The organism is Nonomuraea sp. NPDC049655, assembly GCF_044465465.1.
In the GTDB taxonomy this organism is placed as follows: domain Bacteria; phylum Actinomycetota; class Actinomycetes; order Streptosporangiales; family Streptosporangiaceae; genus Nonomuraea.
Map to the genome: position 1 here is coordinate 506,727 of NZ_JBITLS010000002.1, position 25,385 is coordinate 532,111.

25 protein-coding genes and 1 riboswitch are annotated in these 25,385 nt (G+C 72.5%); of the genes, 9 read left to right on the top strand and 16 right to left on the bottom strand.

What is annotated here, in order from left to right:
* Positions 1–20: 20 nt before the first annotated feature.
* Positions 21–392 carry a hypothetical protein gene (locus tag ACIBQ6_RS07685; RefSeq protein ID WP_352352019.1) on the top strand — a complete coding sequence of 124 codons (372 nt, stop codon included), beginning with the start codon at positions 21–23 and terminating at the stop codon, positions 390–392.
* 42 nt (positions 393–434) lie between these two features.
* On the opposite strand, the gene ACIBQ6_RS07690 is transcribed toward ACIBQ6_RS07685, so the two are convergent.
* The 4 genes from ACIBQ6_RS07690 to ACIBQ6_RS07705 all read right to left on the bottom strand — a co-directional run bounded on the left by ACIBQ6_RS07690 (position 435) and on the right by ACIBQ6_RS07705 (position 4,250).
* Complete coding sequence (locus tag ACIBQ6_RS07690; RefSeq protein WP_397210669.1) at positions 435–1,310, bottom strand: alpha/beta fold hydrolase; 876 nt, start codon at positions 1,308–1,310, stop codon at positions 435–437.
* Positions 1,311–1,364: 54 nt separating this feature from the next.
* Positions 1,365–2,072: a hypothetical protein gene (locus tag ACIBQ6_RS07695; protein ID WP_387670800.1), complete on the bottom strand. Its 708-nt coding sequence runs from the start codon at positions 2,070–2,072 to the stop codon at positions 1,365–1,367.
* Positions 2,073–2,247: 175 nt separating this feature from the next.
* Positions 2,248–2,382, bottom strand: a riboswitch (cyclic di-AMP (ydaO/yuaA leader).
* A gap of 165 nt (positions 2,383–2,547) precedes the next feature.
* Complete coding sequence (locus ACIBQ6_RS07700; RefSeq protein ID WP_352323331.1) at positions 2,548–2,748, bottom strand: DUF5302 domain-containing protein; 201 nt, start codon at positions 2,746–2,748, stop codon at positions 2,548–2,550.
* 47 nt (positions 2,749–2,795) lie between these two features.
* Positions 2,796–4,250 carry an MDR family MFS transporter gene (locus ACIBQ6_RS07705; RefSeq protein ID WP_397210670.1) on the bottom strand — a complete coding sequence of 485 codons (1,455 nt, stop codon included), beginning with the start codon at positions 4,248–4,250 and terminating at the stop codon, positions 2,796–2,798.
* A 56-nt stretch (positions 4,251–4,306) separates the two neighbouring features.
* On the opposite strand from ACIBQ6_RS07705, the gene ACIBQ6_RS07710 reads away from it, so the two are divergent.
* The 4 genes from ACIBQ6_RS07710 (at position 4,307) to ACIBQ6_RS07725 (ending at position 7,013) form a co-directional block, all read left to right on the top strand.
* Positions 4,307–4,804 carry a PadR family transcriptional regulator gene (locus ACIBQ6_RS07710; protein WP_397210671.1) on the top strand — a complete coding sequence of 166 codons (498 nt, stop codon included), beginning with the start codon at positions 4,307–4,309 and terminating at the stop codon, positions 4,802–4,804.
* Positions 4,805–4,888: 84 nt separating this feature from the next.
* Positions 4,889–5,893, top strand: coding sequence for a rod shape-determining protein (locus tag ACIBQ6_RS07715; protein ID WP_397210672.1), 1,005 nt, complete (start codon positions 4,889–4,891; stop codon positions 5,891–5,893).
* The gene (locus ACIBQ6_RS07720) at positions 5,890–6,459 is read left to right on the top strand and encodes a YetF domain-containing protein (protein WP_358288195.1); all 570 of its coding nucleotides are present in this window, start codon (positions 5,890–5,892) and stop codon (positions 6,457–6,459) included. Before ACIBQ6_RS07715 ends, ACIBQ6_RS07720 begins: the two co-directional genes overlap by 4 nt.
* Before the next feature lie 89 nt (positions 6,460–6,548).
* Positions 6,549–7,013 (top strand): hypothetical protein, encoded by a 465-nt coding sequence (locus tag ACIBQ6_RS07725; RefSeq protein ID WP_397210673.1) that lies wholly within the window; start codon positions 6,549–6,551, stop codon positions 7,011–7,013.
* A 15-nt stretch (positions 7,014–7,028) separates the two neighbouring features.
* On the opposite strand, the gene ACIBQ6_RS07730 is transcribed toward ACIBQ6_RS07725, so the two are convergent.
* Genes ACIBQ6_RS07730 through ACIBQ6_RS07745 form a run of 4 tightly spaced genes read right to left on the bottom strand, consistent with a single transcriptional unit; the run spans position 7,029 to position 10,694 of the window.
* The gene (locus tag ACIBQ6_RS07730; protein ID WP_358288200.1) at positions 7,029–8,243 is read right to left on the bottom strand and encodes an ABC transporter permease; all 1,215 of its coding nucleotides are present in this window, start codon (positions 8,241–8,243) and stop codon (positions 7,029–7,031) included.
* A complete protein-coding gene (locus tag ACIBQ6_RS07735) occupies positions 8,243–8,989 on the bottom strand; it encodes an ABC transporter ATP-binding protein (protein WP_358288202.1) in 747 nt (248 codons plus the stop codon). Before ACIBQ6_RS07735 ends, ACIBQ6_RS07730 begins: the two co-directional genes overlap by 1 nt.
* 59 nt (positions 8,990–9,048) lie before the next feature.
* On the bottom strand, positions 9,049–10,179 hold the full coding sequence (locus ACIBQ6_RS07740) for an efflux RND transporter periplasmic adaptor subunit (RefSeq protein ID WP_397210674.1): 1,131 nt from the start codon (positions 10,177–10,179) through the stop codon (positions 9,049–9,051).
* Positions 10,179–10,694, bottom strand: a complete 516-nt coding sequence (locus tag ACIBQ6_RS07745) for a hypothetical protein (protein WP_358288207.1) — start codon at positions 10,692–10,694, stop codon at positions 10,179–10,181. Before ACIBQ6_RS07745 ends, ACIBQ6_RS07740 begins: the two co-directional genes overlap by 1 nt.
* 135 nt (positions 10,695–10,829) lie before the next feature.
* On the opposite strand from ACIBQ6_RS07745, the gene ACIBQ6_RS07750 reads away from it, so the two are divergent.
* Both ACIBQ6_RS07750 and ACIBQ6_RS07755 read left to right on the top strand, forming a co-directional pair.
* Entirely contained in the window at positions 10,830–11,486 is a 657-nt protein-coding gene (locus ACIBQ6_RS07750) for a response regulator transcription factor (protein WP_352352030.1), read from the top strand.
* On the top strand, positions 11,483–12,673 hold the full coding sequence (locus tag ACIBQ6_RS07755; protein ID WP_358288209.1) for a HAMP domain-containing sensor histidine kinase: 1,191 nt from the start codon (positions 11,483–11,485) through the stop codon (positions 12,671–12,673). The genes ACIBQ6_RS07750 and ACIBQ6_RS07755 overlap by 4 nt, the downstream gene beginning before the upstream one ends.
* Before the next feature lie 5 nt (positions 12,674–12,678).
* On the opposite strand, the gene ACIBQ6_RS07760 is transcribed toward ACIBQ6_RS07755, so the two are convergent.
* The 5 genes from ACIBQ6_RS07760 to ACIBQ6_RS07780 all read right to left on the bottom strand — a co-directional run bounded on the left by ACIBQ6_RS07760 (position 12,679) and on the right by ACIBQ6_RS07780 (position 19,665).
* Positions 12,679–13,626 (bottom strand): hypothetical protein, encoded by a 948-nt coding sequence (locus tag ACIBQ6_RS07760; protein WP_358288212.1) that lies wholly within the window; start codon positions 13,624–13,626, stop codon positions 12,679–12,681.
* Complete coding sequence (locus ACIBQ6_RS07765) at positions 13,623–16,043, bottom strand: AAA family ATPase (RefSeq protein WP_397210675.1); 2,421 nt, start codon at positions 16,041–16,043, stop codon at positions 13,623–13,625. Before ACIBQ6_RS07765 ends, ACIBQ6_RS07760 begins: the two co-directional genes overlap by 4 nt.
* Positions 16,043–17,182, bottom strand: coding sequence for an exonuclease SbcCD subunit D (locus tag ACIBQ6_RS07770; RefSeq protein WP_352352034.1), 1,140 nt, complete (start codon positions 17,180–17,182; stop codon positions 16,043–16,045). The genes ACIBQ6_RS07765 and ACIBQ6_RS07770 overlap by 1 nt, the downstream gene beginning before the upstream one ends.
* Positions 17,183–17,192: 10 nt before the next feature.
* A complete protein-coding gene (locus tag ACIBQ6_RS07775) occupies positions 17,193–18,902 on the bottom strand; it encodes an ATP-binding protein (RefSeq protein WP_364330056.1) in 1,710 nt (569 codons plus the stop codon).
* A gap of 136 nt (positions 18,903–19,038) precedes the next feature.
* On the bottom strand, positions 19,039–19,665 hold the full coding sequence (locus ACIBQ6_RS07780; RefSeq protein ID WP_397210676.1) for a hypothetical protein: 627 nt from the start codon (positions 19,663–19,665) through the stop codon (positions 19,039–19,041).
* 225 nt (positions 19,666–19,890) lie between these two features.
* Between ACIBQ6_RS07780 and ACIBQ6_RS07785 the strand changes: the two genes are divergently transcribed.
* On the top strand, positions 19,891–20,646 hold the full coding sequence (locus ACIBQ6_RS07785) for a hypothetical protein (protein ID WP_397210677.1): 756 nt from the start codon (positions 19,891–19,893) through the stop codon (positions 20,644–20,646).
* Positions 20,647–20,720: 74 nt separating this feature from the next.
* Complete coding sequence (locus ACIBQ6_RS07790) at positions 20,721–21,341, top strand: L-threonylcarbamoyladenylate synthase (RefSeq protein WP_357998623.1); 621 nt, start codon at positions 20,721–20,723, stop codon at positions 21,339–21,341.
* 46 nt (positions 21,342–21,387) lie between these two features.
* Here ACIBQ6_RS07790 and ACIBQ6_RS07795 read toward each other — a convergent pair whose 3' ends face one another.
* The 3 genes from ACIBQ6_RS07795 to ACIBQ6_RS07805 are packed head-to-tail and all read right to left on the bottom strand — an operon-like array spanning position 21,388 to position 25,385.
* A complete protein-coding gene (locus ACIBQ6_RS07795) occupies positions 21,388–22,728 on the bottom strand; it encodes a hypothetical protein (protein WP_397210678.1) in 1,341 nt (446 codons plus the stop codon).
* Complete coding sequence (locus ACIBQ6_RS07800; RefSeq protein WP_358288231.1) at positions 22,725–23,741, bottom strand: LacI family DNA-binding transcriptional regulator; 1,017 nt, start codon at positions 23,739–23,741, stop codon at positions 22,725–22,727. The genes ACIBQ6_RS07795 and ACIBQ6_RS07800 overlap by 4 nt, the downstream gene beginning before the upstream one ends.
* Positions 23,742–25,385: a glycoside hydrolase family 36 protein gene (locus tag ACIBQ6_RS07805; RefSeq protein WP_397210679.1), complete on the bottom strand. Its 1,644-nt coding sequence runs from the start codon at positions 25,383–25,385 to the stop codon at positions 23,742–23,744.

The window sequence follows — 25,385 nt, forward strand, 5'->3', positions numbered from 1 at the left end:
CCACCGAAGCGGAGGAAAGCATGGCAGGCATGGACGTCTCCCTCAAAGAGATGATGAGCATCGACGGCACGATCGGGGCGGCGATCGTCGACCACGGCAGCGGCATGGCGCTCGGCACGCTCGGCGGCTCGAAGGAGCTGGACCTGCAGGTCGCGGCGGCGGGCAACACCGAGGTCATCAAGGCCAAACTGCGCACGATGGACTCGCTGGGCCTCAAGGACGGCATCGAGGACATCCTGATCACGCTGACCGCCCAGTACCACATCATCCGCCCGCTGACCGGCCGCAGCGGCAAGGGCCTGTTCCTCTACCTCGCCCTCGACCGCAACCGGGCCAACCTGGCCCTGGCCCGGCACATGCTCAAGGTCATCGAGGAGAAGCTGGAGCTCTGACCGGCCCGCGCAGCGAGGCTCCGCGGCGGGTCACGCGGCGGGTCACGCGGCGGGCTCGGGCCGGGCGGGCGTCGCGGAGCCGGTGTGGGCGGTGATCTCGGCGACGATCGCGGGCCAGAGGGCGCGAGGCAGGTCGTGGCCCATGCCGGGGTAGGTGACCAGGCGGGCGCCCGGGATGGCGGCGGCCGTGGCCCGCCCGCCGGCGAGCGGCACGAGCTGGTCGTCCTCGCCGTGGATGACCAGCGCGGGCACCTTCAGCCCGCCCAGCGCGGACGTGCGGTCGCCGGAGGCCATGATGGCGGCGAGCTGGCGGGCCGTGCCGGCCGGGTCGTGGCAGCGGTCGAAGGCGAGCCCGGCCAGCCTGGTGACGCGTTCGCGGTCCAGCTCCCAGCCGGGGGACCCGAGCACGGCCCAGGTCGTCAGCGCGCCGGCGACGACCCCCTCGCGGTCGGTCGCGGGCTTGGCGAAGAGCACCGCGGTGGCCGCCTCGGTCGGCGGGGCCGCCTGCGGGCCGGGCGTGGACATGATCGAGGTCAGGCTCAGCACGCGAGCGGGGTGCCGGATGGCCAGCGCCTGGGCGATCATCCCGCCCATCGAGGCGCCGACGACGTGCGCGGCGGGCAGGCCCAGGACGTCCATGAGCCCGGCGCTGTCGTCGGCCAGGTCGTCCAGCACGTACGGCGAGGGCGCGCCCCATGCGGGCACGCCCTCGTCGTGGAGATGGGTGGACAGGCCCGCGTCGCGGTTGTCGAACCTGACGACGTGGTGACCCTGCTCGGCCAGGAGTTCGCAGAACTCGTCGTCCCAGTGGATGAGCTGGGCGCCGAGTCCCATGATGAGCAGCAGGGGCCTGCCCGCGGGTGAGCCGAAGCTCTCGTAGGCGATCTCGATGCCGTTGGCGGCTGCGCGCTGGATCACAGCGACCAGAATGTCATTCTAGTCGCGAGGCGTAAAGAGCGGTCTGTCCGGAGATCAGTCGTTGAGGAGCTTGCGCAGGCGCTCGCCGCCGAGCACCACGCCGCCGCCGGCCAGCACGAGCACGCCGGCCATGACGGTGCCGCCCATCGCGACGGTCTTCCCGACCTGGCCGCCGGCGGAACCGGCCGCGTCCTCGGCGGGCTTGTCGGCCAGCACCTTGGGAGGCTCGGCCGGGTTGTCGTCGAACCTGCCCCACGCGCCGGTGGAGAAGGCCACGGGGTAGTTCTTCTTGCCCTTGCCGTCGCCCCACTTGGTGATGACGTAGTCGATCTTGATGTGGCCCTGGCCGCCGTTGCCGTCCACGCCGAGCGTGTCGGGGTTGAAGGTGCCGCCGGTCAGCTCGGCGAAGGTCTTGGCGTCGAGGTCGAGCATGACGCCACGGCTGGAGGGCTCGCCGGGGCCGCGGTCGCCCACGAAGAACGGCATCTTCTTGCCGTTGTAGGTCACGTAGCCCTCGGTCATGAGGGGCCAGCTCGGGCTGGCGGCCAGGCCCTTCTGCATGGGCTTGCCGCTGGCGGGGAGGCCGGTGTCGCCGGCCCGGCCGGAGGAGTCGTCCCAGAAGTAGGAGGCCTTCGTGGAACCCTTGAGCAGGATCTTCTGGTCGTCGCCGGTGTCGGCGTGGGCGCCGGTGGCGGAGATCGTCAGCGCGCCCATGGCGGACACGGACAGCAGGGCGAGAGAGCGCAGGCCAAATCGAGACATGAAGCAGTGAAGTCCTTCGCGAGGGGACAGGGGGAACGCGCGTGACTACGGTGCGTAACCGGGCAGAGCGCCGAAAGGGTGGTTACGCGGCGCGTGGGGGAAGTCAGGGAAGAGACCGCTCAGCAGGCGGTCGTCACTACACTGTCCGGGGGTACGACGAGGTGGTACATGCGTGAAGTCCTCTCCATCTCGCCTACCGGGTTAGCTGACGGGTTCGGGCGTGGAGATGCCCTACCGGCACATGGCCGGATTCACCCCAATGAGATGGGTCCCCGGTTCCCGACAAGTCGGGATTCGGCGCCAGCTGTCGTCCCTCTCCTGGTAGGGACTACGCCACCAGCTGGTAATTGGTTAAGACGGTACCCAGAGATTCGGACAAATACAAACGAATCGTCATGAACCGGGTAAAGATCTACCTATCGAGGTAAAGAGAAAGGGGGCACGGCATGCCGTACCCCCTGCTAAATCGGACCTTTCAGCCGCCGCTCTTGCGCCTGAAGGATCTTTTACTCGCTGCCGGACCGTGCGCCCCGTGGATCTTCGACGGGTCCACGCCCCTGCCACCCGCGGCCGAGTCGGCCTGCTGCCCGCGCTTGCGTTCCAACGCCTCGCGGAACTTGCGCTTCATCTCGTCCTCGGGAGTCTCGCTGACTTCCGGCTCCGGTGTTTCCGCCATGAGGACCTCCTGGTTCTGGGGACATCCACAGCTTCGCACGACGTCGCTTACGACGCGAAACCGGCCTCCACTCTGCTTTCCGCCGCGGGCGCCTGCTCCAGCCGCCTGCCGGGCATCATGACCAGCGCGACCAGGGCGATCACCGCGCCCGCCACGCCCAGCGACGGGATGACCACGGCCGCCGCCGAGGCGTGCGCGGCCGCGAGCCCGTGGACCGGCGCGTCCGTGGTGATGACCGACGTGTACGCGGTGCCGGCCAGCGCCAGCGCCACCGAGCCGCCGATCTGCCGGAAGAAGGTGAGGTTGGCCGAGGCCGTGCCGATGTACCGCGGCGCGACGGCCTGCTGCACGGTCACGGTCAGCCCCGACAACATCGGCCCCATGCCGAGCCCGAGCAGCGCCATCCACCCGGCCAGCAGCAGGCCGTCGGTGCGCACGGTGAGGTTCAGGCAGAGCAGGCTGCCGGCCACCAGCAGGAACGGCGCCCCGACCAGCCACGGCTTGTACGTGCGCGTCCTGGACATCAGCGTGCCCATGAGCGCGCTGCCCGCCACCATCGCCAGCGTCATCGGGTAGATCCTCAGCCCGGACTCGGTGGCGCTGACGCCCAGCGCCTGCTGGAAGTAGCGCGGCAGGAACACCACGCCGGCGTACATGCAGAAGGCGGTGAAGAACGAGGTCGCGTTGACCAGCGTGTACGTACGGTCCCGGAACAGGTGCATCGGCATGACCGGGTTCGCCGCCCGCAGCTCGACCAGCACGAACGCGGCCAGCAGGACCAGCGCCAGCAGGATCGGCCCGGCCACGGGCGGGGAGGTCCAGGAGTTGCCGTCCAGGCCCTTCTCGGTCAGGCCGAGCAGCAGGGCGCTGATGGCCACGCTGAACACCGCGATGCCCGCGTAGTCCGGCCGGCCCCCGCCGCCGGTGCCCGGACGGAACGGCAGCCGCAGCACCACGATCGCGATCAGCACGATCCCGAGCGGCACGTTCACGTAGAAGGCCCACCGCCAGCTCGCGTGGTCGGTGAACAACCCGCCCAGGAAGGGCCCGGCCAGGTACGTCAACGCCATCACGCCGCCGAGTGCGCCCTGCACGCGGGCGCCGTTGCGTCCGGGCGGGAACATCTCCATCACCAGGGCCAGCGACAGCGGCAGCAACGCGCCCGCGCCCAGCCCCTGCACGGCGCGGAAGGCGATGAGCTGGGTCATGTCCTGGGCGAGCCCGCACAACGCCGATCCGACGACGAACACCGACATCCCGACGAGCAGCAGCGGCTTCCTGCCGTGCTGGTCGGACAGCCTGCCGTACAGCGGCACGGTCACGGTGGAGGTGAGCAGATACGCCGTGACCACCCAGGTGTAGAGCCGGGTGCCGCCCAGCTCGCCGGTGATGCGGGGCAGCGCGGTGCCGACGATCGTCTGGTCGAGCATCGCCAGGAACATCCCGCCGAGCACCGCCAGCAACACCAGCCCGTTGCCCTTGGTCTTCATGTCATTAGTCACAGGTGAAGATTGATATGTAAGAGCTGACATGTCAAGCCTTCGCTATGCTGGCGGGCATGTCCCTGCGGATCGCGCTCCTCGGCCTGCTCGCCACCAAAGGCCCGGCCAGCGGCTACGACCTGGCCAAGAAGTTCGAGCACTCGCTCAACCACGTCTGGCAGGCGGGGCACACGCAGATCTATCCGGAACTGGTCAAGATGGCCGCCGACGGCCTGGTGACGGTCGAGCACGAGGGCGCCCGGGGCCGCAAGATCTACGCCATCACCGCCGAGGGCCGCGCGCTGGTCACCGAGTGGCTGGTCGGCCACGACCCGTCGGCGACCGTGCGCAGCGAGACCGCCCTCCAGGCGTTCCTGCTGGCCCTGCTCGACACCGGGCAGGCCGTCGCCGTGGTCGAGCGCATCAAGGCCCACTTCCAGGCCCGCCTCGCGACGCTCGACTGCCGGCCCGGGGGCCTGTTCGGCCAGTACGCGCTGTCCCTCGGCCTGCACCAGGCGCGCTCCGGCATCGCGTGGGCCGACGAGACCCTGGCCGCCCTGCGGCACGAAGGGTAAAACGGAACTCTGCGGTTCCTGGTGTTGCGTTGGAGAAGCGCCGGATATACACCCAGGCATGATGCTCAACCTCCCAGTGCGGCGATGAGCCTCCTGGGTCGTGACCTGGCGATCGACCTCGGCGCGGCCGGCACGAGGATCTACGCCAAGGGCAGGGGCATCGTGCTGGACGAGCCGTCGGTCGTCCTGCGCGACAGGCAGACGGGCAGGGTCGTCGGCTTCGGCGCAGAGGCCCTGGACGGCGCGGACGGCGCGGACGGCGCGGACGGCGCGGACGGCGAGACGTACTGGCCGATCAGCGACGGCCTGCCCCAGGACGGCGAGCTCGCCCGGCGCATGATCAGGCACTTCCTGCGCAAGGTGCACCGGCACCCGTTCCCCCGGCCGCGCCTGGTGATGGCCGTGCCCGACGAGTTCACGCCGATCGAGCGGGTGGCGCTGCGCGACGCCGGCTTCGAGGCGGAGGCCCGCGGGATCCTGCTGGTCAAACACGCGATCGCGGCCGCGCTCGGCGCGGGCCTGCCGGTCCGCGACGGCGCCGGGCACATGGTCGTCGACATCGGCCGGGACGCCACCAGGGTCGCCGTGCTCTCCTGCGGGGCCGTGGTCGCCGCCGGAACCGTGCGCGGCGGCGGGAACGCCGTGACCCGCGCGGTCGCCCGCCTGGTCGAGGACGAGCACGGCCTGCTGGCCGACGAGCGGGAGGCCGAGTCGGCCAAGCTGCGCGCGACGCGGGAGCCGACCGGGAACGTGCTGATCCGCGGCAGGGACGCCGGCACCGGCGAGGAGCGCGCGGTGGCGCTGCCCGCGGCGCGCGTCCGCGAGGCGGCCGTCCAGCCGGTCGAGCACATCGTGCGGGCCGCGGAGTACACCATGGAACGCTGCCCTCCCGAGCTGACCGCCGACCTGGGCGAGCGCGGAATGGTGCTGGTCGGCGGCGGCGCGCTGCTGCCCGGCCTGCGCCGGCGGCTGCAGGAGGGGCTGTCCATGCCGGTGCGGCGCGCGGAGCGGCCCAGCGACTCGGTGGCCCTGGGGCTCGGACGCTGCGTGGAGGACCTGGGGCTGATCGCCAAGCTGAGGCGCCGGTGAGCGACCTGTTCGACCTGGGGGTCTCCGTCGCCGACAAGACCGTCAGGACGATCGCCGTCTACGTGACGATCGCCGTACTGCTCCGCATCGCCGGCAAACGCGGCATCGCGCAGCTCAACAACTTCGACTTCGTGGTCATGCTGCTGATGAGCAACGTCGTGCAGAACGCGATCATCGGTCCGGACAACTCGCTGATCGGCGGCCTGGTGGGCGTGGTGATCCTGGTGGCGGTCAACTCGGTCGTGGTGCGGCTGGCGGCGACCGTGCCCTCGGTCGGCAGGGTGTTCGAGGGCACGCCGGTCGTCCTGGCCCGCGACGGGCACTTCATCCCCTCGGCGCTGCGCCGGATGGGCGTCCGGCAGGCCGACCTCAACGTGATGCTCCAGCTCCGGGGGGCCGAGAGCGTCACCGACACCGACCTGGTACGCCTGGAGCCCGGCGGCTCGCTCCTGGTTCACCTGCGCCCCGAGGAGGAGGGAGCCGAACGCGGTGACCTGGAGGACCTGTGCCGGCGCCTCGACCGCATCGAACGCAAGCTGGACGAGCTGAGAACCGGCCCCTCCTGAGAATGCGCGGCCGGATTGCCTTTTGATATCGGCCATTAATATGGCGTTAATCCCCTGCGCCCGGAATTGATCTCCGATATCGTCCCAACGTGCGCCTGGCTGGTCGCTCGGTCGTGATGTCCGCGGTGCTTGTATGCGTCGCGGTCGCGGCAGCCTGTACCTCCGGCCGCCAGCCCTCCTTCGAGGAGGCGGCCAGGCAGCTCACCGCCGACACCGACACCCTGCTCACCAGCGCCGCGCTGCATATGTCGCCGGCCGGCCGCTCCGACGAGACCGAAGACCGCTCGTGCGTGCCCGGCCAGGTGCGCCGGCTCGTCCGGGCCGAGGGCGAGGCCGCCGACGCCCCCGACGGCCTGCTGCACACCCTCCAGGACATGGGCTACGACCAGATCGTCGAGGATCTCGACCTGCGTGACGAGACCCCTGTCGTCTCCGTCGTGCGTAACCCCCGGACGAACCTGACGTTCGAGCTCACCGTGCTCGACGGGCCGAACGTCAGGATCGTCGGCAGGACGACCTGCTACTCCCCCGCCCCCGAGGCCGCTCTGTCCTGACCCGGGGCGCTTGTCTCAGGGCGCCGACAGCGCCTCCGTCGGCGACAGCCGGGAGGCGCGCACGGCCGGGTAGAGCCCGGCCACCGCGCCGATGAGCAGCGTGGCCGCCAGGCCCCCGACGGTCGCCCACGCGGGCACCACGGCCGGCCACCCGCGGGAGAAGGCGTAGGCGACGGTGACGCCGGCCCCCAGCAGGATCCCGCCCGCGCCGCCCAGCGCGGACAGCAGCAGCGACTCGGCGAGGAACTGGGTGCGGATCTGGCCGCGCGTCGCGCCGAGCGAACGGCGCAGGCCGATCTCCGCGCGGCGCTCCAGCACCGAGATGACCATCGTGTTGGCCACGCCGACGCCGCCGACGAGCAGCGCCACCGCCCCGACGCCGAGCAGCAGCCCGGCGAAGGCCTGGCTGGTCGCCTGCTTGGCGGCCAGCGCGTCGGACGGGCGGGAGACGTCCACCTCGTTGGGCGCCTCGGGGTTGGCCGTGCCGGCCAGGACCGACCGCACGTCCTCCAGCCTCGCCTCCTGCGAGCGGGTGTAGAGCGTGGTCGGATGCCCGTCGAAGTCCAGCCTGGACTCCGCGACCGGCCAGCCGACCAGGGCCGCGCTGTCCAGTTCTTCGGCCAGGGGCACCGGGTCGAGCAGCCCGACCACCGTGAACCGGATGCCGCCGATCACCACCTGCGTGTCGGGGGTGACCGTGCCGATGCCGAGCCGCTGGGCGGCGGCCGAGCCGAGCACCACGGCCGGGTAGCGTTCGGTGGCCGCGTTGAGCCAGGCGCCGCGGCGGACCGTCGCGCCCACGGTCGGCAGCAGGTCGAGACGGGCGGCGATCGTGACCAGGCCGTTGGTCTGGGGCGTCGGGATCTCCTCGCTCCGGTAGACCTTGGCCTCGGGCACCTTGCCAGTGGACGAGACCGACTCCACCGGGCCGATGCGCTCGATCATCGCCTCGGCGTCCGTCGGCATCTGGGCCGCCTCGCCCAGGAGCGTGGTGCCGGAGGAGACGGTGAGCAGGTTCGTGCCCAGCGCGGACAGCGTACGGTCCAGCTCGGCACTGGAGGAGGACGAGATGCCCACCACGCCGATCATCGCGGCGATGCCGATCGCGATGCCGAGCGCCGACAGGAACGCCCGCAGCGGGCGCGTACGCAGGCCGACCGCGCCCACCCGCATCACGTCGCGCGGGCGCATCCTGGCCGGGGAGAGCCGGGGACGCTCCAGGGTCGCCATCACGCCACCTCGGATTCGACGGGCTCGCGCACGCACCGGCCACCGCCCTCTTCGCCGCGCCCGCGCCGCTCCGCACCAGGTTCAGAGGCCGAGTCGGAGACGATCCGGCCGTCTCGCATGCTCACCTGGCGGGGGAGGCCGGCGGCGATCTCCCGGTCATGGGTGATGATCACGATGGTGGTGCCGCTCCCGTTCAGCTCGTGCAGCAGGTCCATCACGCCGGCCCCCGACACCGAGTCCAGCGCGCCGGTGGGCTCGTCGGCCAGCAGCAGCGGCGGGTCGCCGGCCACCGCCCTCGCGATGGCCACGCGCTGCCGCTCGCCGCCCGACAGCTCGTGCGGCTCGTGGTCGACGCGGTGCCCGAGGCCGACGCGGCGCAGCGCCGTCCCGGCCCGGCGGCGGCGTTCGGCCGGCGGCAGGCCGGTGTAGATCAGGCCGTCGGCCACGTTGTCCAGGGCGGTGACCTTGGCGGCCAGGTGGAAGTGCTGGAAGACGAAGCCGATCGTGGTCGCGCGCAGCGCCGAGAGCTGGTTGTCCGACAGCTTGGAGACGTCGTGGCCGTCGATCTCGACGCGGCCCGCCGACGGACGGTCGAGGGTGCCGACGACGTTGAGCATCGTGGACTTGCCCGAGCCTGACGGGCCGACGATGGCGACCAGCTCGCCGTGCCGGACCTCCAGCGACACCGAGTCCAGCGCGGCCACCCCGCCCGGATAGGTCCTGGACACGTCGGTGAGCACGATCATGCCCCGCCCCGCACCCGCAGGGGACGGGGCGGTGGGTTCGGAGGGAGTCGGGGTGGCGGTCATTTCGGGATTCCCACTGTCATGCCGTCGGTGAGCCCGTCGCCGGAGATCTCGACGCGGCCGCCGGCGAACAACCCGGTCCGCACGGCGACGTACCGCGACCTGCCGCCCTCCACCGCCTCCACCCCGAACCCGCCCTCCCGCAACGCGACCAGCGCCGACACCGGCACGGTCAGCACGCCCTTCCGCCGGTCGGCGGTGAACGTCACCTTCACCGCCGCCCGGTCCAGCCCCTTGGCGGCCTTGGCGTTCCCCAGCGAGACCTGCACCTCCAGGCGGGTCTCCGGGTCGGCGTTCTGCCCGTCACCGGGGTCGATGATCGTGGCCACCTCGGTGATCCGGCCGGTCACGTCCTTGCCGTCCGGCATGGTGACCGAGACTTTGGTGCCCTTCCTGGCCATCCGCTGGTCCTCGGCGGCCAGTTCGGCGGTGACGACCTTCTTCGTGCCCGTGTAGGTGAGGATCTTCTGGCCGGGGCCGGTGGGCTGGCCCTGCTCGGCCTCCAGGCTCTCCACCCGGACCTTGCCGGGGGCGAAGACGACCCGTCCCAGCTCCACCACGCCGGTCTCGTCGAGGCCGCGGTCCTCCTGCCACTCCCGCACCGCCTGGGCGGTGTCGTAGGTGTACTCGTCGTCCACGGTGAAGCCGTCGTAGCCGAGCTTGCGCAGGTTGCGCTCCAGGTTCTCGACGTCCTTGCCCTCGCTGCCGATCCGCAGGTCGCGGTAGGCGGGGGTGGTGCCGTACAGGAGCATGACCGGCTTGTTGTCCAGGCGGTACAGGGACCGGCCGCGGGTGATCAGGTCGCCGCTGTCCGGGAGCCAGGTGACGGTGCCGGCCCTCCTGGCCATGGCCGTGGTGACCGGGCCGTAGCCGAGCTCGCCGTCGGCGTCCCTGGTGTCGTTCAGCGTCTGGCGGGTGACCGGGGTGGTGGCCGGCGGCAGCGCGCCGGCCGACGCGGACGGGGCGGCGCCGCCGTCCAGCACCCCGCCTGGATTGACCGCCAGGACCGCCGCCCCCGCGACGGCGGCCACCCCGACGAGAGCGAGGACCGCCCGCCCGCCGCGGCGGCGGCGGGCGCGGGGGGAAGGGGCGTCCGGCTCGGCCTTTCCGTCGATGGTGGCCGTGCCCATCAAGAGCCCCCCTGTCCCCCGCCGATGTTCATCCGGCACTTCTCCTGCGCGGCCTTGAAGTCGGGGTCCTCGCCGACCTCGGGCGTGATGCGCATCATGCCGCCCTCGGGGTCGGGGAAGGCCTCCACGCCGTTGTCCCGCATGCACTGCGCCTGCTTGCGCATGTTCTCGGCCTGTTTGGGGTCGCCGCCCTTGCCCAGGTTCATGCCCGCGGGCTGGAGCGCCTTGCAGGCGTCCATCGCCTTCTGGACCTTCTCCGGGCCGCCGGAGCCCTTGTCGAACTTCATCTGGATCCGGCCGTCCGGGCCGGGGTCGGCGATGTCCAGGCCCTGTTCGCGCAGGCAGGTGGTGTACTTCACGGCCTGCGCGTTGCGGTCGGCGGTGGCCGGGGCACCGGCCGTCGGCTTGGCGCCGGTGCCGGTCACCGACGCCACGTCCGATCCGCCTTCCTGGGCGCCGCACGCCGTCAGGAACAGCGCGGCCGCGGCCAGCGCCATGAGGGATCGTCCTCGCATGAATGTCCTCCTCCATCGAAGGCCGGTGGCCTTACGAGGGGAGATGCAATACGCGGACGTGTTTCTCCAGCGTTTCCATCTCCGGCTTATCCGGATCAAATACCACCCGCGCAAGAATCGAGCCGGAGGTACGGAATGCGGGTGCTGGTGGTGGAGGACGAGCGCGTGCTCGCCGGCGCGATCGCCGAATGGCTGCGCGACGAGACCCACGCGGTCGACCTCGCGCACGACGGCGCGGCGGCGCTGGAGCGGATCGCGGTCAACGACTACGACGTGGTCGTCCTGGACCGCGACCTGCCGCGCGTGCACGGCGACGACGTGTGCAGGGAGCTCGTCGCCTCCGAGTCCGACGCGCGGGTGCTGATGCTCACGGCCGCCGCCCAGCTCGACGACCGGGTCAGCGGACTGTCCATCGGCGCCGACGACTACCTGTCCAAGCCGTTCGCCTTCCCCGAGCTGGCGGCGCGCGTCCTGGCACTGGGACGGCGCTCACGGCCGGCCACTCCCCCGGTGCTGCGCCGGGCCGGGATCACGCTCGACCCGGGGCGCAGGGAGGTGTTCAGGAACGGGCGGTTCGTGCCGCTGTCGAAGAAGGAGTTCGCCGTCCTGGCCGAGCTGATGCGGGCGCAGGGCACGGTCGTCTCGGCCGAGCACCTGCTGGAGAAGGCGTGGGACGAGCACGCCGACCCGTTCACCGGCGCGGTGCGGCTGACGATACTCAAGCTGCGCCGCAAGCTGGCCGACCCGCCGGTGGTGGAGACGGTGCCGGGAGTGGGGTACCGGATCGCATGAGACTGCCCCACCCCACCCTCAGGCTGCGCCTCACCCTCGTGTACGGCGCCCTGTTCCTGGTGGCGGGGCTGGCCCTGCTGGGCGTCACGTACCTGCTGTTCAACCAGCAGCTCGCGCAGTCCTTCGAGAACCGGTTCGTGACCAGTGACGGCATCCGCAAGAACGTGATCTTCCTCAAGCAGGACGGCGTCGAGCTGGTCGGCCCCGCCGCCGTCAACTGGATGCGGCAGCAGGAGGAAGGGGTGCGGGAGGCCGCCGTGACCTCGCTGCTCACCCAGGGCGCGATCGCGCTCGTCGTGGTGTGCGGGACCGCCATCGGGCTCGGCTGGGTGGTGGCCGGACGCGTGCTGGCCCCGCTGCACCTGGTGACCGAGGCCGCGCGCAGGATCGCCGCCGCCCCCATGGCCGAACGCGGCCTGCACGAGCGCATCGCGCTCGGCGGCCCCCCGGACGAGGTCAAGACGCTGGCCGACACGTTCGACACGATGGTGGAGCGGCTCGACCACTCCTTCGACGGCCAGCGCAGGTTCGTCGCGAACGCCTCCCACGAGCTGCGCACGCCCCTGACGCTCAACCGGGCCCTGGTGGAGCTGGCGATGCACCGGCGTACCGCCTCCGACGACGTCAAGGAGCTGGGCGAGAGCCTGCTGCAGATCAACGCCCGCCACGAGCGGCTCATCTCCGGCCTGCTGCTGCTGGCCCGCTCCGACCAGGAGATCGCCGACCGCTCCCCGGTGGACCTCGCCGACATCGTCTCGCACGTGGTCGCCCAGACCGCCCGCGCCGCCGCGGAGGCGAACGTCGTCGTGAAGGAGGAAGCCGGGCCCGCGCCGACCGCGGGCGACGCGCTGCTGCTCGAACGACTGGTGCACAACCTGGTCGAGAACGGCATCCGGCACAACCTCGGCGACGGCGGCGGATGGGTCCGGGTGGTGAGCCGGACGGCGCCCGGCGGCCTGGCCGAGGTGGAGGTGACCAACAGCGGGCCGAGCGTGCCGCCGTACGACGTGCCGCTGCTGTTCAAGCCGTTCCACCGGCACGGCGCCGAACGGGTGGTCACCGGGATGAGCGCGGGGCTCGGGCTGTCGATCGTGCGCTCGGTGGCCGTCGCGCACGGAGGCGACGTGACGGCCCGCCCGCGCGAGGGCGGCGGCCTGGTCGTCACCGCCACCCTCCCGGCCGGCTGACCCGGCTACTGGTGGGCGGCCGTGCGCAGTGAGCGGTAGAGCAGGCGCGGGTCGCCCAGGTGGTGGCGGAGCAGCTTCTCCAGGCCGCCGATCGGGACCAGGTTCTGCGGGGCGCGCGGGTCCTTGTAGTCGACGCCGGCCAGCGCCGGCAGGGCCAGCGTGACGGCGTCGGCCAGCTCGACGACCTGCGCGGGGTCGAGCTCGGCGCTGGCCTCGCAGCGGGCGATCCCCGCCCACGGCGCCGTCGACTGGACCGGCAGCCGCAGGTACCAGGCGTGCCGGCGCCAGCTCGTGCCCATGAGGAACACCGGCGTGCGCTGCCCCGGTGTGAGCGCGGCCACCACGGCCGACTGCGGCTGCGGCAGGTACGCCGCGTGGTGCGTCTTGATGTAGCCGACCGTCCGGGGCAGGTGGGTGCGCCCCCGCAGCGGGCCGTCCACCAGCAGCAGGTCGTCGCCCAGCGACCGGTGGCGGACCGCGAGGTCCACCTCCAGCTGGGTGACCTGGCGTTGCAGGGCGAGCGACAGCTCCTCGAAGCTGGAGTCGGCGGCCTTGTTCGGCAGGTAGGAGGCGTGCGCGGTCTTGACCTCGGGCGCGTACGGCGAGGCCGAGATCAGCGTCCTGTTGACCTCGATCGCGGCCAGCTCGGCGCCCTCGCGCCCGCAGCGGACGATCCCGGCGGCGTAGGAGGCGGCGATCCCGGGGACGGGCATCGGCAGGTCGGGATCGTGCACCCACACGCGGGCGTCGATCCGGCGCACCCCGTCGGCGACCAGCAACGTCTCGGGGGCGGCGGCGCCGGGGCCCGGCGTGACCGGCTTCCAGTCGGCGGCCGGCCGCTCGATGTCGAGGACCAGCTCGGCGCTGGTGGCGCCCAGCTCGGACAGGGCCTCGACGGCGATCGCGGCGGCGTAACCCGGGTCCCAGGGGTCGACGGTGAAGCCCGGGTTCACGGCCCCACCTTGCGCACGTGCGAGCCCTTCGCGTCGCGCAGCACCTCGAAGCGCGCCGGCACCCGGTCGGCCAGCGCCGGGACGTGGGTGACGACGCCGATCATGCGCTCCTGACCGGCGGCCAGGCGTTCGAGGGTGGTGGCGACGGTGTCGAGGGTGGCCGGGTCGAGGGTGCCGAAGCCCTCGTCCAGGAAGATCGAGTCGAGCCCTCTGGCGACGGCGCCCGACAGCGCCAGGGCCAGGGACAGCGCGGCCTGGAAGGTCTCGCCGCCGGACAGCGTACGGGCGCTGCGCCGCAGGCCGGCCTCGCCGTGGTCGATGACCTCGATGTCGCCGGTGCGTTCGCCGAGCGCCAGCTCGTACTGGCCGTCGGACAGCTCCATCAGCGTCTCGGACGCCGCGGCGACCAGCACGGCCAGCGCCTCGGCGCACAACCACCGCTCGAAGGCGTTGGCCCGCAGGCGCAGCGCCAGCTCGTGGGCGACCTTGGCCTCGTGATCCTTCTCCGCGACGGCGGTCTCCAGCTCGGCGGCGCGCCTGCGTTCCTCGCGGACCCGTTCGAGGGCGCCGTCGGCCCGCGCGACCGCTCCGGCGACGGCCGCGCCGAGCTGGTCGGGGGTGGCGTTGCGCGGGACGGTGACGCCGTGCTCGGCCAGGCGTTCGGTCAGCCGGTGGCGTTCGGCGGCGAGCCGGGCGGTGGCCTGGGCGAGCTCCTGCTCCCGCTCGGTCAGGGCGGCGCGGGCGGCCTCGGCGGCCCGGTCGCGCCAGCCGAGCAGCTCGGTCCAGGCGCGGTGGAGGTCGTCGCGGGTGAGCGGCGGCGGGGCCTCGCCGGAGGGCGCGAGCACGAGCAGCCGGTCGCGGGTGGCCGCGAGGGTCTGCCAGGCGCTCTCGGCCTGCCGTTCGACCTGTTCGGCGGCGGTACGCGCGCGTTCGAGCTTCTTGCGCGTGTTGCGCATGGCCGTACGGGCCTCGGTGGCAAGGGCCTCGGCCTTGGCGATGGCGGCCAGGCGGCCTTCGATCTCGTTGCGGTCGCCGGGGGCGGGCAGCGCGGCCAGCTCGGCGTCGAGCCTGCCGGACTGCGTGGCCAGCATGGACGCCGACGTCTCGGCCTTGGCCAGGGCCGCCCGGCCACGGGTCGCGTGGTCGCGGGCGGCCGCCAGGGCGCGGTCGGCGGCGCCGAGATCGGCGGGCCGGTCGTGGTGGGGCAGCTCGGTGAGCGGGCGCAGGCAGAGCGGGCACGGCTCCCCCACGGCCAGCCGGTGGCTCAGACCGGCCGCGGTGTGGGCGTCGCGCAGCCGTTCGCGCTCGTGCTCGGCGGCGGTCAGGGCGCGTTCGGCGTCAGCGACCGCGGGGGTGAGGCGTTCCAGCGCCGTGGCGGCCTCGGCCGCCGCCCTGCGGGCGTCGGCGGCCTGGGCGGTGAGGCGCTCGCGGGCGTCGAGGGCGGCCAGCGCGGCCACCGGCTCGGCGCGGTCGCCCAGCGCGGCCAGCGCCTCGAACGCCTCGTGCTCGTCGGCCTCCACGGAGGCCGCCTCGGTCTCCAGCGCGGCGACCGCGTCGGCGGCCTCGCGGCGGGCCGAGGCCAGCGTCGGCACCGCGGGCGGCATGCGCAGCGCGGCCAGCGCCGACTGCCGCTCGGCCACGGACGCGCGTTCCTGCTCGGCCCGCCCGATGTCGGCCTCGCGGGAGCGCAGCAGGTCGAGGTCGGTGTCGATGGTGCCGGCCAGCCGCCGCAGCGCGGCCAGCCGGTCGGCCAGCTCGCGTTCGGCCTCGTCGGACGCGCCGGCCAGCTTGGCGAGCTGGTCGCGGGCGAAGGCGGCGGCGTTGCGCGCGGCCTCCTCGTCGCGGGCGGCCCGCTGCCTGATCAGCTCGTAGACGTCGGCGTCGAGGAGCTGCACCAGCAGGTCCTGGCGCTCGCGCGGCGCGGCGTGCAGGAACTCGGCGAACCGGCCCTGCGGCAGCACCACGCACTGGGTGAAGAACTTGTACTCCAGGCCGGTCACCCGCTGCACCTCGGGCGTGACGTTCTCGCCCTCGGCCAGCGGCTTCAGCACCATCTCGTACGCCGCGTCGAGCGGCGCCGCCGGGTCGAGCTCGTCGATCCTGGCCTCTTTGGTGCGGACGGTCCCCTTGGCGTCGCGGACCAGCGAGCGCACCACGCCGTAGCGCCGCCGGTCGCTCTCGAACACCAGCGCCACCTTGCCCGAGCTCGCCGACGGCGCAAGGGCGTGGGCGATGACGTTCTCCTTGCCCCAGCGCGGGACGGTGCCGTACAGGGCGAAGCAGATGGCGTCGATGATCGTGCTCTTGCCGGCGCCGGTCGGGCCGACCAGGGCGAAGTACTCGGTGTCGGAGAAGTCGACGGTGGCCGGCTCGCGGAAACTGCCGAAGTGGTCGAGGTGCAGCAGCAGGGGACGCATCAGCCGGTCACCTCGTCGTAGAGCCGGTCGAACAGGGCGGCGACCTGGTCGTCGTGGCGGCCGGTCGCGGTCAGGTACTCGCGGAACAGCTCGCGCGGGCTGCGCGCGGCCGACCCCGCCCGGCGCACCGCGGGCACCGGCCGGAACCGCTCGTCGAGGACGACGTCGACCGAGCCGGGCAGCAGGTCGCGCACCTGGTCGGACAGGCCGACGCGGGGCTTCTCCTCCACGATCACCTTGAGCCAGTCGTCGCCCGCCTCCAGGCCCTCCAGCTGCTCCAGCGTGCCGCGCACCGTGCGCAGCCGGCGCGCCGAGGCGAACGTCAGCTCCCGGACCACCGCGGGCCGCCCCGGCGTGACCTCCACCAGCAGCGCGCCCGGCGTGTTGCCCTCCTCGCCGAAGTCGACGGCCAGCGGCGAGCCGCTGTACCAGATCGGGCACGGGCCGGGGATCTGCTGCCTGCGGTGCAGGTGGCCGAGCGCGGCGTACTGGGTGGAGACCGGGAAGGCGTTGGACTCGAAGTAGTAGGAGAAGATCGACTGGGCCTCGCGCTCGCCGCCGCCGAACGCGCCGCCCGGCAGGGTGCCGTGCGTGGTGATCAGGTTGACGGTGTCGCTCTGGAAGCCCGCGGTCAGCGCGCCGACCAGCTCGGAGATGCGGGTGGCGTAGTCGCGGTTGTGGTCGGCGGTGGTGCCGGTGAGCACCTCCGCGGCGCGTACGACATAGCGGTGGGACAGGAACGGCAGCACGCCCAGCCGCACCGGCTCCCCCGAGCGCGCGGTGAAGGCCAGCGTGCCGCCCGCGTCGGGGCGGCGGAAGACGCCCACCACGTGCATGCCGAGCTTGCCGAGCACCGGCCGGTAGACCTCGAAGAGCTGCGGGTTGTCGTGGTTGCCGGCCAGCACCACCACGTCACGGCCGTCGCCGCGCAGCGCCATGAGCGCGTTGAGCACCAGCGACTGGGCCTCCGGCGTCGGCGCCGAGGTGTCGAACAGGTCGCCGGCCACCACGACCGCGTCGACGTCGTGGGTGCGGGCCGCCGCGACCAGCTCGCGCAGCACGGCCCGGTGCTCGTCCATGCGGGAGCGGCCCTTGAGCACCTTGCCCACGTGCCAGTCCGCGGTGTGCAGGAATTTCACCGAGCTCCCTTCAGAACGGCGGAATGTCGTCTTCGACGCCCGGCAACCCCTGGAACGGATCGGCCGACGGGCTGGCCTTCGACGCCGCCTCGGCCGGCCGGGTCGCCCAGGCGGGGAACGGGAAGGCGACGGCCAGCGGCACCGGGATCTCCGGCTGGGCGACGAACATGGTGCCCGGTTTGGCGATCGTGGCGCGTTCCCTGACGGCCGGGGGCAGCCAGCCGTACTCGGAGCGGGCGGCCTCGGCCGGGTCGAGGCGACCGGCGACGCGCACGGCGCTGTTGGAGACGATGCGGCGCTCGACCTCGGAGGCGGTCTGCTGGGCGCCGATGAGGATCACGCCGAGCGACCGGCCGCGCTCGGCCACGTCGAGCAGGATCTCCTTGATCGGCGAGTCGCCCTCGCGCGGCGCGTACTTGTTCAGCTCGTCGAGCACCACGAACAGCAGCGGCTTGGCCGTGCCCGAGGTCTCCTTGCGGTGGAACTCGCCGCGCAGCACCACGCCCACCACGAACCGCTGGGCGCGTTCGGGCAGGTTGTGCAGGTCGACGATGGTGACCTGGGCGTCGGACGTGCGCACCGAGTGGGCCCGGAAGAACGGCAGGTCGCCGCGGACGATCGGGGACAGCGGCTTGACCGCGCTGCGCAGCCTGCGCAGGAAGGCGTTGACCGTGCCGAGCGGGGTTTGCGCGCCGGTCCACTCGATGCGGGTGGCCTCGTCCTGCAACTGGTCGGACAGCAGCTCGACCAGGTCGCCGAAGGTGCGGCAGGCGGTGCCCCTGATCATGACCGCGCCGCCGTCGCCGACCGGCTCGGCCCAGGACTTCAGCCGGGCCGCCACCTGGCCCACCAGCAGGGAGTAGCCGGCGCGCTCGTCGTCGGCGTCGGCGAAGACGAACCGCAGCAGCTCCTCCTCGCACAGCTCGACCAGCGTCCAGTAGAACGAGCTGACGCCCTGGGTGCGGGCGGACACGTGCGGCACGCCGTTGGGGTCGCCGGGCCGCGGCGGCGCGAACACGTGCACGCTGCCGAACGGCTGGGCGGGCAGCCCGAGCCGGGCGTACGCGGCCCGCGCCTGCTCGTCGAGGCGCACGTTGTCGTGGTCGAGGAAGAGCAGGTCCTCGCCCTTGACGGAGAAGATCAGCGCCTTGGTGTTGGCCGACTCGGCGTCGAGCACGCCCGAGTTGAAGATCGAGTAGAGCAGGAACGTGGCGAAGGACGTCTTGGTGGCCACGCCGGAGACGCCGGAGATCGACACGTGCGCGCCGCGGGTGCCGTCGAGGAAGTCGAAGTTGACGTAGAGCGGCAGGCCGTCGCGGCCCATGCCCATGGGCACCCGGCGGTCCATCACGTCGAAGTAGAGCGCCTGGTCGCGGTCGCCGGCCCCGGCCAGGAAGACCTTGGCGCCCGGCAGCGGCGGCACGAACACCTCGGGCTCGACCCTGGTCACCCGCACCTCGGCCACCTCGACCACGGCGGCGGGCAGCGCGCCCTCGGCGATGAGGAACACGTCGGAGTCGTAGGCGGCGCCCTCGTGCCTGGCCTCGACCGTGGTCACCACGCCGGCGACCAGCACCGGGCCGTGGCCGGGCACGTCGCGCCTGGTGACCACGACGTCGTCGAGCTGGAGCACCTTGCCGGGCTCCAGGCCGACCCAGAACGACAGCGGCGAGGCGGCCTGGGTGCCCAGGACCCGGCCGACCGCCTCACCGGTCGCCATCGCCGCAGGAGACGCCTCGCGGCTCGCAGCCCCGTTGACCGTCACGAATCCCTCCACCACCAGACATGCCCTTCCAAAGGAGAGTAGTCGGGGGCCGGGGATGCGTCCGGCTCATTGCCGCCTTCGCCGCGCCGCGTCAGAGCGCGAAGGCCGCCTTGGTCCAGGCGAACTGGGCGTCGAGAACCTCGCCCAGCAGGCCGGCCAGCGCAGGGTCGGCCTGCTGCGCCGACTGCCTCGGCCCGAGGCGGCCGCCCTCGGCGCTCCGCCCGGCCACCAGCAGCACCCGCGCGCCCGCCCGGTCGACCGCCAGGGCCGCGGCCGGCTCCCACGCGCCGTCCCGGTGCGCCGCGGCGGGCCTGCGCGGCCCCTCCCGGTGCGCCGGAGGTCTCCACGCGGCCTGGCCCTCCGCGGGCGTGAGGGCAGGCGCGGGGGCGACGACCACCATCGCGTCGACCCGCATCGCCGTCGCCACCCGCCGCCGCGACTCGTCGAAGGCCGTCTCGGGCGGCACGGGCTGGGCCCGCATCGACTCGGCCATCGTGCGCAGCAACGCGGGCAGGTCGAGCTCGCCCGCCGGCGGAGCCAGCTCGTACTGCAGGTAGCCGACCAGCGGGAACGGCGGGTCGGGGAGGGTGTTGTAGCCGAGGAACAGCCTCGGCCATCCGGCCGACTCCGAGGGGCCGGTCAGCGCGCCGTGAGCCACCCGCCCGAGCTCGCCGCACCCGTGGTGGGGCAGGCCATTGACTGACCGCAACATCGCCATGCACGAATTGTTGCAGACCGATTACCTTCAGTTGCGCGTTCTCCACGAGAGCCCGGGGCCTCCGCCGTCCAGCGTGATCATCTTGATGGGAGCCATGGATACCACCCGGGTCCGACAGAACCGGCTCCGCACAACACGTCTTGTCCGGATGTGGACGGTCCGGTCAACCTGTCGCAGCCATCCGCCGTCCCTTCTGTGTCACATCCGTCGCAAAGGGAAAACGTCGTGCGCCTGCCTCTGATCCTGCCCTTGGCCGTCCTGCTGTTCGCCATGCCCGCGCCCGAGAGCGGCACGGTGGCGGCGTACACGTGCAAGACCACCGGTACGAACGAGACGCAGATCGTCAAGATGGACATCAAGCTCACCGTGCCCGCCACCGCCTCCGTGGGCCGGCAGATGACCATCGGCTGGCGCGGCTCGTACGTCGAGGGCGCCGAGCTCCGCGCCCCCGCCGCCGGCCTGGACGGCGAGGTCAACCTCTACGCCTACGCCGCCGTCAGCGGGATCGACCGGCTGACCTCGGCGACGGGCGTCGGCAGCCCCGGCCTGATCGTCCCGGGGGCGGTCATCCCCCTCCCCCGGGAGACGGTCGAGCTGCGGACCACGCCCCGGGATCCGGGAACGGGCACGGTCCGGCCCGCGTCGGTGAACTTCGGGCCGACCCCGCAGCGGCGCCTGATCGAATGCGAACTCCAGGACAAGGACGCGCCGGCGTCGTACCCCCTGACCGTCACCGCCGCCGGCACCGCCCAGAGCCCGGACGCCCCGAGCACCCCGGACACCTCAGACACCCCGGACACGGAGGCCGCGCCCCCGGACGAGACCGCCGAGGACACGCCCACCGCCACGCCGACGGGCGGCGCGAACACGGGCGGCGGGGGCGAGGCGGGCCCCGACGGGCGGGCGCTGGTGCTGGCCGGCTCGCTGGTCCTCGCCGCCGCCCTCACCGGCTTACGCCTCCGCCGCCCGTCCCGCCCGTAGCCGATCCGCGCCCGGCACTCGTCCGTACGGGCCGCGTGTCATGCGTGGAGGTACGTGCTCCTATGATCCGATGCGTGGCCAAGTACTTCGACCTGCACCCTGACAATCCCCAGCCTCGCCTGATCGGCCAGGTGGTCGAGTCCCTGCATGCCGACGGGCTGATCGCGTACCCGACGGACTCGTGCTACGCGCTGGGGTGCCGGCTGGGCAACAAGGACGGCCTCGACCGGATCAGAGAGATCCGGCACCTCGGCAGCGATCATCACTTCACCCTGGTCTGCAAGGACTTCGCGCAGTTCGGTCAGTTCGTTCATGTGAGCAACGCGGTGTTCCGCCTGGTCAAGGCGGCGACTCCGGGCGGGTACACGTTCATCCTGCCGGCGACCAAGGAGGTGCCGCGACGGTTGCTGCATCCCCGGAAGAAGACCGTCGGCGTCCGGATCCCCGATCACGTCGTCACCCAGGCGCTGCTGGCCGAGCTCGGCGAACCGCTGGTGTCGAGCACGCTGATCCTGCCCGGCGAGACCGAGCCCTCGACGCAGGGCTGGGAGATCAAGGAGAGCCTCGACCACATGGTGGACGCCGTCATCGATTCGGGGGAATGCGGCGCCACGCCGACGACCGTCGTGGACCTCTCACAGGATGAGCCCGAGATCCTTCGGCGCGGCACCGGAGACCCGTCCCTCTTCGAATAGGCCCGCCCGGCCGGCCACCCCTTCGGGAGGCCGGCCGAGCCCGCTCTCACCCTGAACGGCCGGGAGCGGTGACCAGGGCGCTCTGTCCCGGCGCGACCTGCGTGACCACGGCGGGGGCATCCGGGAAGCGGGCCTCCCAGCGGTAGGTGGTGTCGCCGGAGGTGTTGGTGAGCGTGGTGGCGGTCCTGCCGTCGTGCCGGACGGTGATCGTGCCGTCGCCCAAGGGGATGCCCGAGACCTCGGCCCAGGCGATGTCGTCGGGCAGGTGGGACAGCGTGGTCACGGCGTCCACGTCGGGTGTGACGCCGAGCAGGCCCTCGACGACCTGGCTGACGAGAGTGAAGGACACCTCCGGGTAGTCGCCGTTGAGCCCGCCCGCGACGTGCGGTTCCGCACGCCGGTCGAAGACGTGCCGCATCCAGCGCCAGGCGGCCGCGTTCCTGTCGTGGCGGAAGAAGGTGTCGGGCAGGTACGTGTATGCCTCGATGTTGCGGGGACGCCCGGGGCCGGCGGCTTGGGCGTCGATGAAGTCGAGGTATGCCTCGTTGCGCGGACCCGGCTCGATGAGGTCCTTGAGCGGCATGAACCAGCTGTTCTCGCAGCCCCATCCGGTGACGGGGGCGCCGTCCACGGTGTAGCCGCGCACCAGGTCCGCGGGGTTCTCGCCGACGCTCCAGACCTCGTTGAAGTGTCGCCTCAGCTCGGCGGCCCGGCAGGCGAAGTCCTCGCCGTCCAGGCCGCGGGCCCGGCTCAGGGCGCTCATCGCCAGGTATGCCTGGTACCGGGAGCCGACGGAGTCCCCCGCCTCCGCCAGGTGCTCGCCGGCCAGCTCGTTGTAGCTGGCCACGCCCTGGAAGATCCCACTTCCGGTGGCACGCGGCACGATCTCCGTCACCGCGTTGCGGTAGTAGGACCACAGCACGGGATCCTCGACATAGGCGCGGTCCCAGGTCCAGCGGTAGGCGGCCGCGGCCTTCTCCACCAGCTCGTACACCGCGGGCAGCTCGCGGACGAAGGAGTCGGGGCCGCGGTAGTCGATGGACAGGTAGGAGCCGTCGAAGTTGAACGCCCACACCGGGTGGAAGCCGTGCTCGGGGGTGGCCGAGGCGGCGAAGCAGCGCAGCATGGTGAGGTTGGCCTCGGCCATGCCGAGCAGGTGCGCGCCGACGATCTGGTGGGCGAAGTCGCGGGCGTAGAAGCCGCTGCGGTGTGCGTAACCCGCCCAGTAGGAGGGCAGGTAGCGGCTCTGTCCCGTCCCCGCGGGCCGGTGCTCGTCGACGTCGACGGGGCCCCACGTGCCGCCCTCGTGCCGCAGGCGCAGCGCCCTCGCCCGGGCCCACTCGAACATCGCGACCAGCTCGGAGCTGGCCGAGCCGATGCGCATCATGGGCCGATGCTGGGACGGATCACCAGCTCCCCGGGCAGCAGCAGCCCCGCCTGAGGGGTCGCGCCGTCCTCCACCGTCTGGATCAGCCGGCCGATCAGCGCCCGCGCGATGCGCTGGAGCGGCAGCCGTACCGTGGTCAGGGCGGGATGGAGGAACGCGGTGAGGGGAAGGTCGTCGAAGGCGGCCAGAGCGAGATCGGCGCCGATCTCGATGCCCTCCTCCCTGGCCGCGGCGTAGACGCCGAGCGCGAGCCAGTCACCGGCGGCCACGACGGCCGTCGGGCGGTTGCGGCCGCGCAGCAGCTCACGGGTGACCGTGACGAGCTCAGCGGGGCCGTCGCCCGGCGCGGAGAACTCCTGTCCCACCAGGCCGTGCCTGCGGACGCCGGCGCGGAAGCCCTCTCTGCGGTCCTCCATCCACGGTTGCGCGCCGACGGAGGCCAGGAAGGCCACGCGCCGATGCCCCCTGGCGGCCAGCAGCCCGACCAGCTCGATGACCGCCTGAACGCTGTCGACGTCCACCCACGACTGCGGCTGGTCCGGCATCGTCCTGCCGAACGCGGCGAACGGGAATCCCGCCGCGGTCAGGTGCGCGACTCTGGGGTCGTCACGCATCACGTCCGACAGCAGGAAGGCGTCCACGGTGCGGGCCGCGATCACCTCGTCCAGTGCCTGCTCCTGGCTCTGGCCCGGACGCGGCCGCAGCAGCAGGATCCGGTAGCCGACCTCACCGGCCGAGGCCACCACGGCCTCCAGGAACCCGCCCATCAGCGGGTTGGGGTTGGCGGGGTCGTCCACCGGCGTCGGGTAGGCGATGATGCGCCTGGTGCCCGACTTGAGGCTGCGCGCCGACTGGTCGGGCCGGTAGCCGAGCTCCTCGATCAGCCGGGTCACCCGTTCCAGCGTCTCCGGCTTGAGCCGCTGGGGGGCGTTGAGCGCGTTGGAGATCGTCTGGCGGGACACGCCCGCCGCGCGGGCGACGTCCTCGATGGTGATCCCACGGCGTGCCGCCACTCAGTCTCTCCTCACCGTCAGCAGGCCCCCCACGGGTACCTCGACCACGCTCGCGCCGGAGGTGAAGCGCAGCTCGCTCTCGCTCACGAGCCGCCCGCCGCAGTCGCGGACCTCGGCCGTCGCGACACCCCGCCCGTACAGGACGACGCGGGTGTCGGGGGCGGCGTTGGCCACGAGCAGCTCCGCGATCTCCGGCACGTCCACAGGCAGGGCAGCGTACCGGGCCACGACCTCGCTCTCCTCACTGTAGGCCCGCACCAGCGGGTATCCGTGCTCGACCCCGTGCGGTTCCAGCACGCCGAGCTGCAGCGTGGCGAGGTGGCGGCGGAAGACGCCCAGCCAGAACCGGATGGCGGCGAGCTGGTCGGGCCGCTGGGCCGCCAGGTCCACGGAGATCTGCGGCACCGAGAAGAGCACGTTGATCAGGTGGACCGCGACCTGCTCGGCGGACTCGTCCGGATGCCAGAGGATCATGTCCGAGTGCACGGCCTGAGGTCCGGCGGTCAGCCGCAGGTCGATCGTCCGCTGCCGGTTCTCCTGCGGGCTGAGCGGGCAGTCCACCGCCCTGACCATGTTCGCGTACGGCCACAGACCCGGGCTCGTGTACGGCTGGCGGTGCTCGATCAGCACGTCCGGCTTCGCCGCCCGGAGCCTGACGTCGAGCTCGCGCAGCAGCTCGTCCACCCCTTCGTCGGTGCCGAACCGGTCGACGAAGTCGATCTTGAGGCCGTCCGCGCCCCACTCCTCCACCGCTCGCGCCAGCTTGTCGACGAGGAACGCGCGCACCTCGGGGTGACGCGGGTCGAGGACGGCCGCGTCCATGTGGTCGAGGTAGCGCAGGAACTTCCCCTCGAAACGCTCGAACGCGGCGTTGTGCTTGCCCACGAACGGCAGCGCGTACCACAGCAGGTAGGCCATGCCGTCGCTCTGGACCCGCTGGATGTGCTGCCGGATGTCGGGGATGTTGGGCTCCCAGTCGCCGCAGAAGGCGTATCCCCGCGACCGGTCGGCCGTCTGCCACCCGTCGTCCACGATCATCGTGGCGCAGCCCAGCTCCTTCGCCAGACGGGCCTGGAGCTCCACCGACTCCCGCGAGACCTCCTGGTGCATGCTGTACCAGGTCGAGTACACGGGCAGCCTGGCCTGACGCGGCGTGGGCGGCAGGTCGCGGCCCTCCTGCCACCATCCGGCGACCTCGGTCAGCGCCGCGGAGAACTGCCGGTCCGACAGGTCCAGCCGGATCCGCAGCCCCTCGCCCTGCACGGTGAAGACGAACTCGCCGGTCTCCTCGATGACGCCGCCGGTGAAGCTGCCGGTCACCGAGGCCAGGGCCACCGTGCACACGTTGGCCCCCGCCGTGCCGACGAGGCTGACGACGGGCGCGCCGGAGACCAGCCCGGCCGCCGTCGGAGAGCTCCAGATCGGCGGGATCCAGCGGGCGCCCGAGCCCGGCGTCCAGAAGGCCGCGGCGTCGACGCACGGCAGTCTCCACTGCGCCGCCTTCCCTTCGGGGGCGTCGATCAGCCAGACGTCCGGCGCGACCGGGGTGACCGTGATCGCCTCCGTACCGGCTATCGCCACCTCGACCTCGCCCGCGCGGACGACGGTCGTCTCCCCGAGGGCGTGCGGCTCCCAGATCTGCAT

Bases quoted from the DNA above. Each gene is read 5' to 3' on its own strand.
- ACIBQ6_RS07700 (WP_352323331.1), bottom strand. From the start codon at position 2,748: ATGGCGGAAACACCGGAGCCGGAAGTCAGCGAGACTCCCGAGGACGAG.
- ACIBQ6_RS07695 (WP_387670800.1), bottom strand. From the start codon at position 2,072: ATGTCTCGATTTGGCCTGCGCTCTCTCGCCCTGCTGTCCGTGTCCGCC.
- ACIBQ6_RS07730 (WP_358288200.1), bottom strand. From the start codon at position 8,243: ATGGCGACCCTGGAGCGTCCCCGGCTCTCCCCGGCCAGGATGCGCCCG.
- ACIBQ6_RS07765 (WP_397210675.1), bottom strand. From the start codon at position 16,043: ATGCGTCCCCTGCTGCTGCACCTCGACCACTTCGGCAGTTTCCGCGAG.
- ACIBQ6_RS07795 (WP_397210678.1), bottom strand. From the start codon at position 22,728: ATGATGCGCATCGGCTCGGCCAGCTCCGAGCTGGTCGCGATGTTCGAG.
- ACIBQ6_RS07755 (WP_358288209.1), top strand. From the start codon at position 11,483: ATGAGACTGCCCCACCCCACCCTCAGGCTGCGCCTCACCCTCGTGTAC.
- ACIBQ6_RS07780 (WP_397210676.1), bottom strand. From the start codon at position 19,665: ATGGCGATGTTGCGGTCAGTCAATGGCCTGCCCCACCACGGGTGCGGC.
- ACIBQ6_RS07710 (WP_397210671.1), top strand. From the start codon at position 4,307: ATGTCCCTGCGGATCGCGCTCCTCGGCCTGCTCGCCACCAAAGGCCCG.
- ACIBQ6_RS07740 (WP_397210674.1), bottom strand. From the start codon at position 10,179: ATGGGCACGGCCACCATCGACGGAAAGGCCGAGCCGGACGCCCCTTCC.
- ACIBQ6_RS07775 (WP_364330056.1), bottom strand. From the start codon at position 18,902: ATGGCGACCGGTGAGGCGGTCGGCCGGGTCCTGGGCACCCAGGCCGCC.
- ACIBQ6_RS07805 (WP_397210679.1), bottom strand. From the start codon at position 25,385: ATGCAGATCTGGGAGCCGCACGCCCTCGGGGAGACGACCGTCGTCCGC.
- ACIBQ6_RS07715 (WP_397210672.1), top strand. From the start codon at position 4,889: ATGAGCCTCCTGGGTCGTGACCTGGCGATCGACCTCGGCGCGGCCGGC.
- ACIBQ6_RS07750 (WP_352352030.1), top strand. From the start codon at position 10,830: ATGCGGGTGCTGGTGGTGGAGGACGAGCGCGTGCTCGCCGGCGCGATC.
- ACIBQ6_RS07745 (WP_358288207.1), bottom strand. From the start codon at position 10,694: ATGCGAGGACGATCCCTCATGGCGCTGGCCGCGGCCGCGCTGTTCCTG.
- ACIBQ6_RS07735 (WP_358288202.1), bottom strand. From the start codon at position 8,989: ATGATCGTGCTCACCGACGTGTCCAGGACCTATCCGGGCGGGGTGGCC.
- ACIBQ6_RS07685 (WP_352352019.1), top strand. From the start codon at position 21: ATGGCAGGCATGGACGTCTCCCTCAAAGAGATGATGAGCATCGACGGC.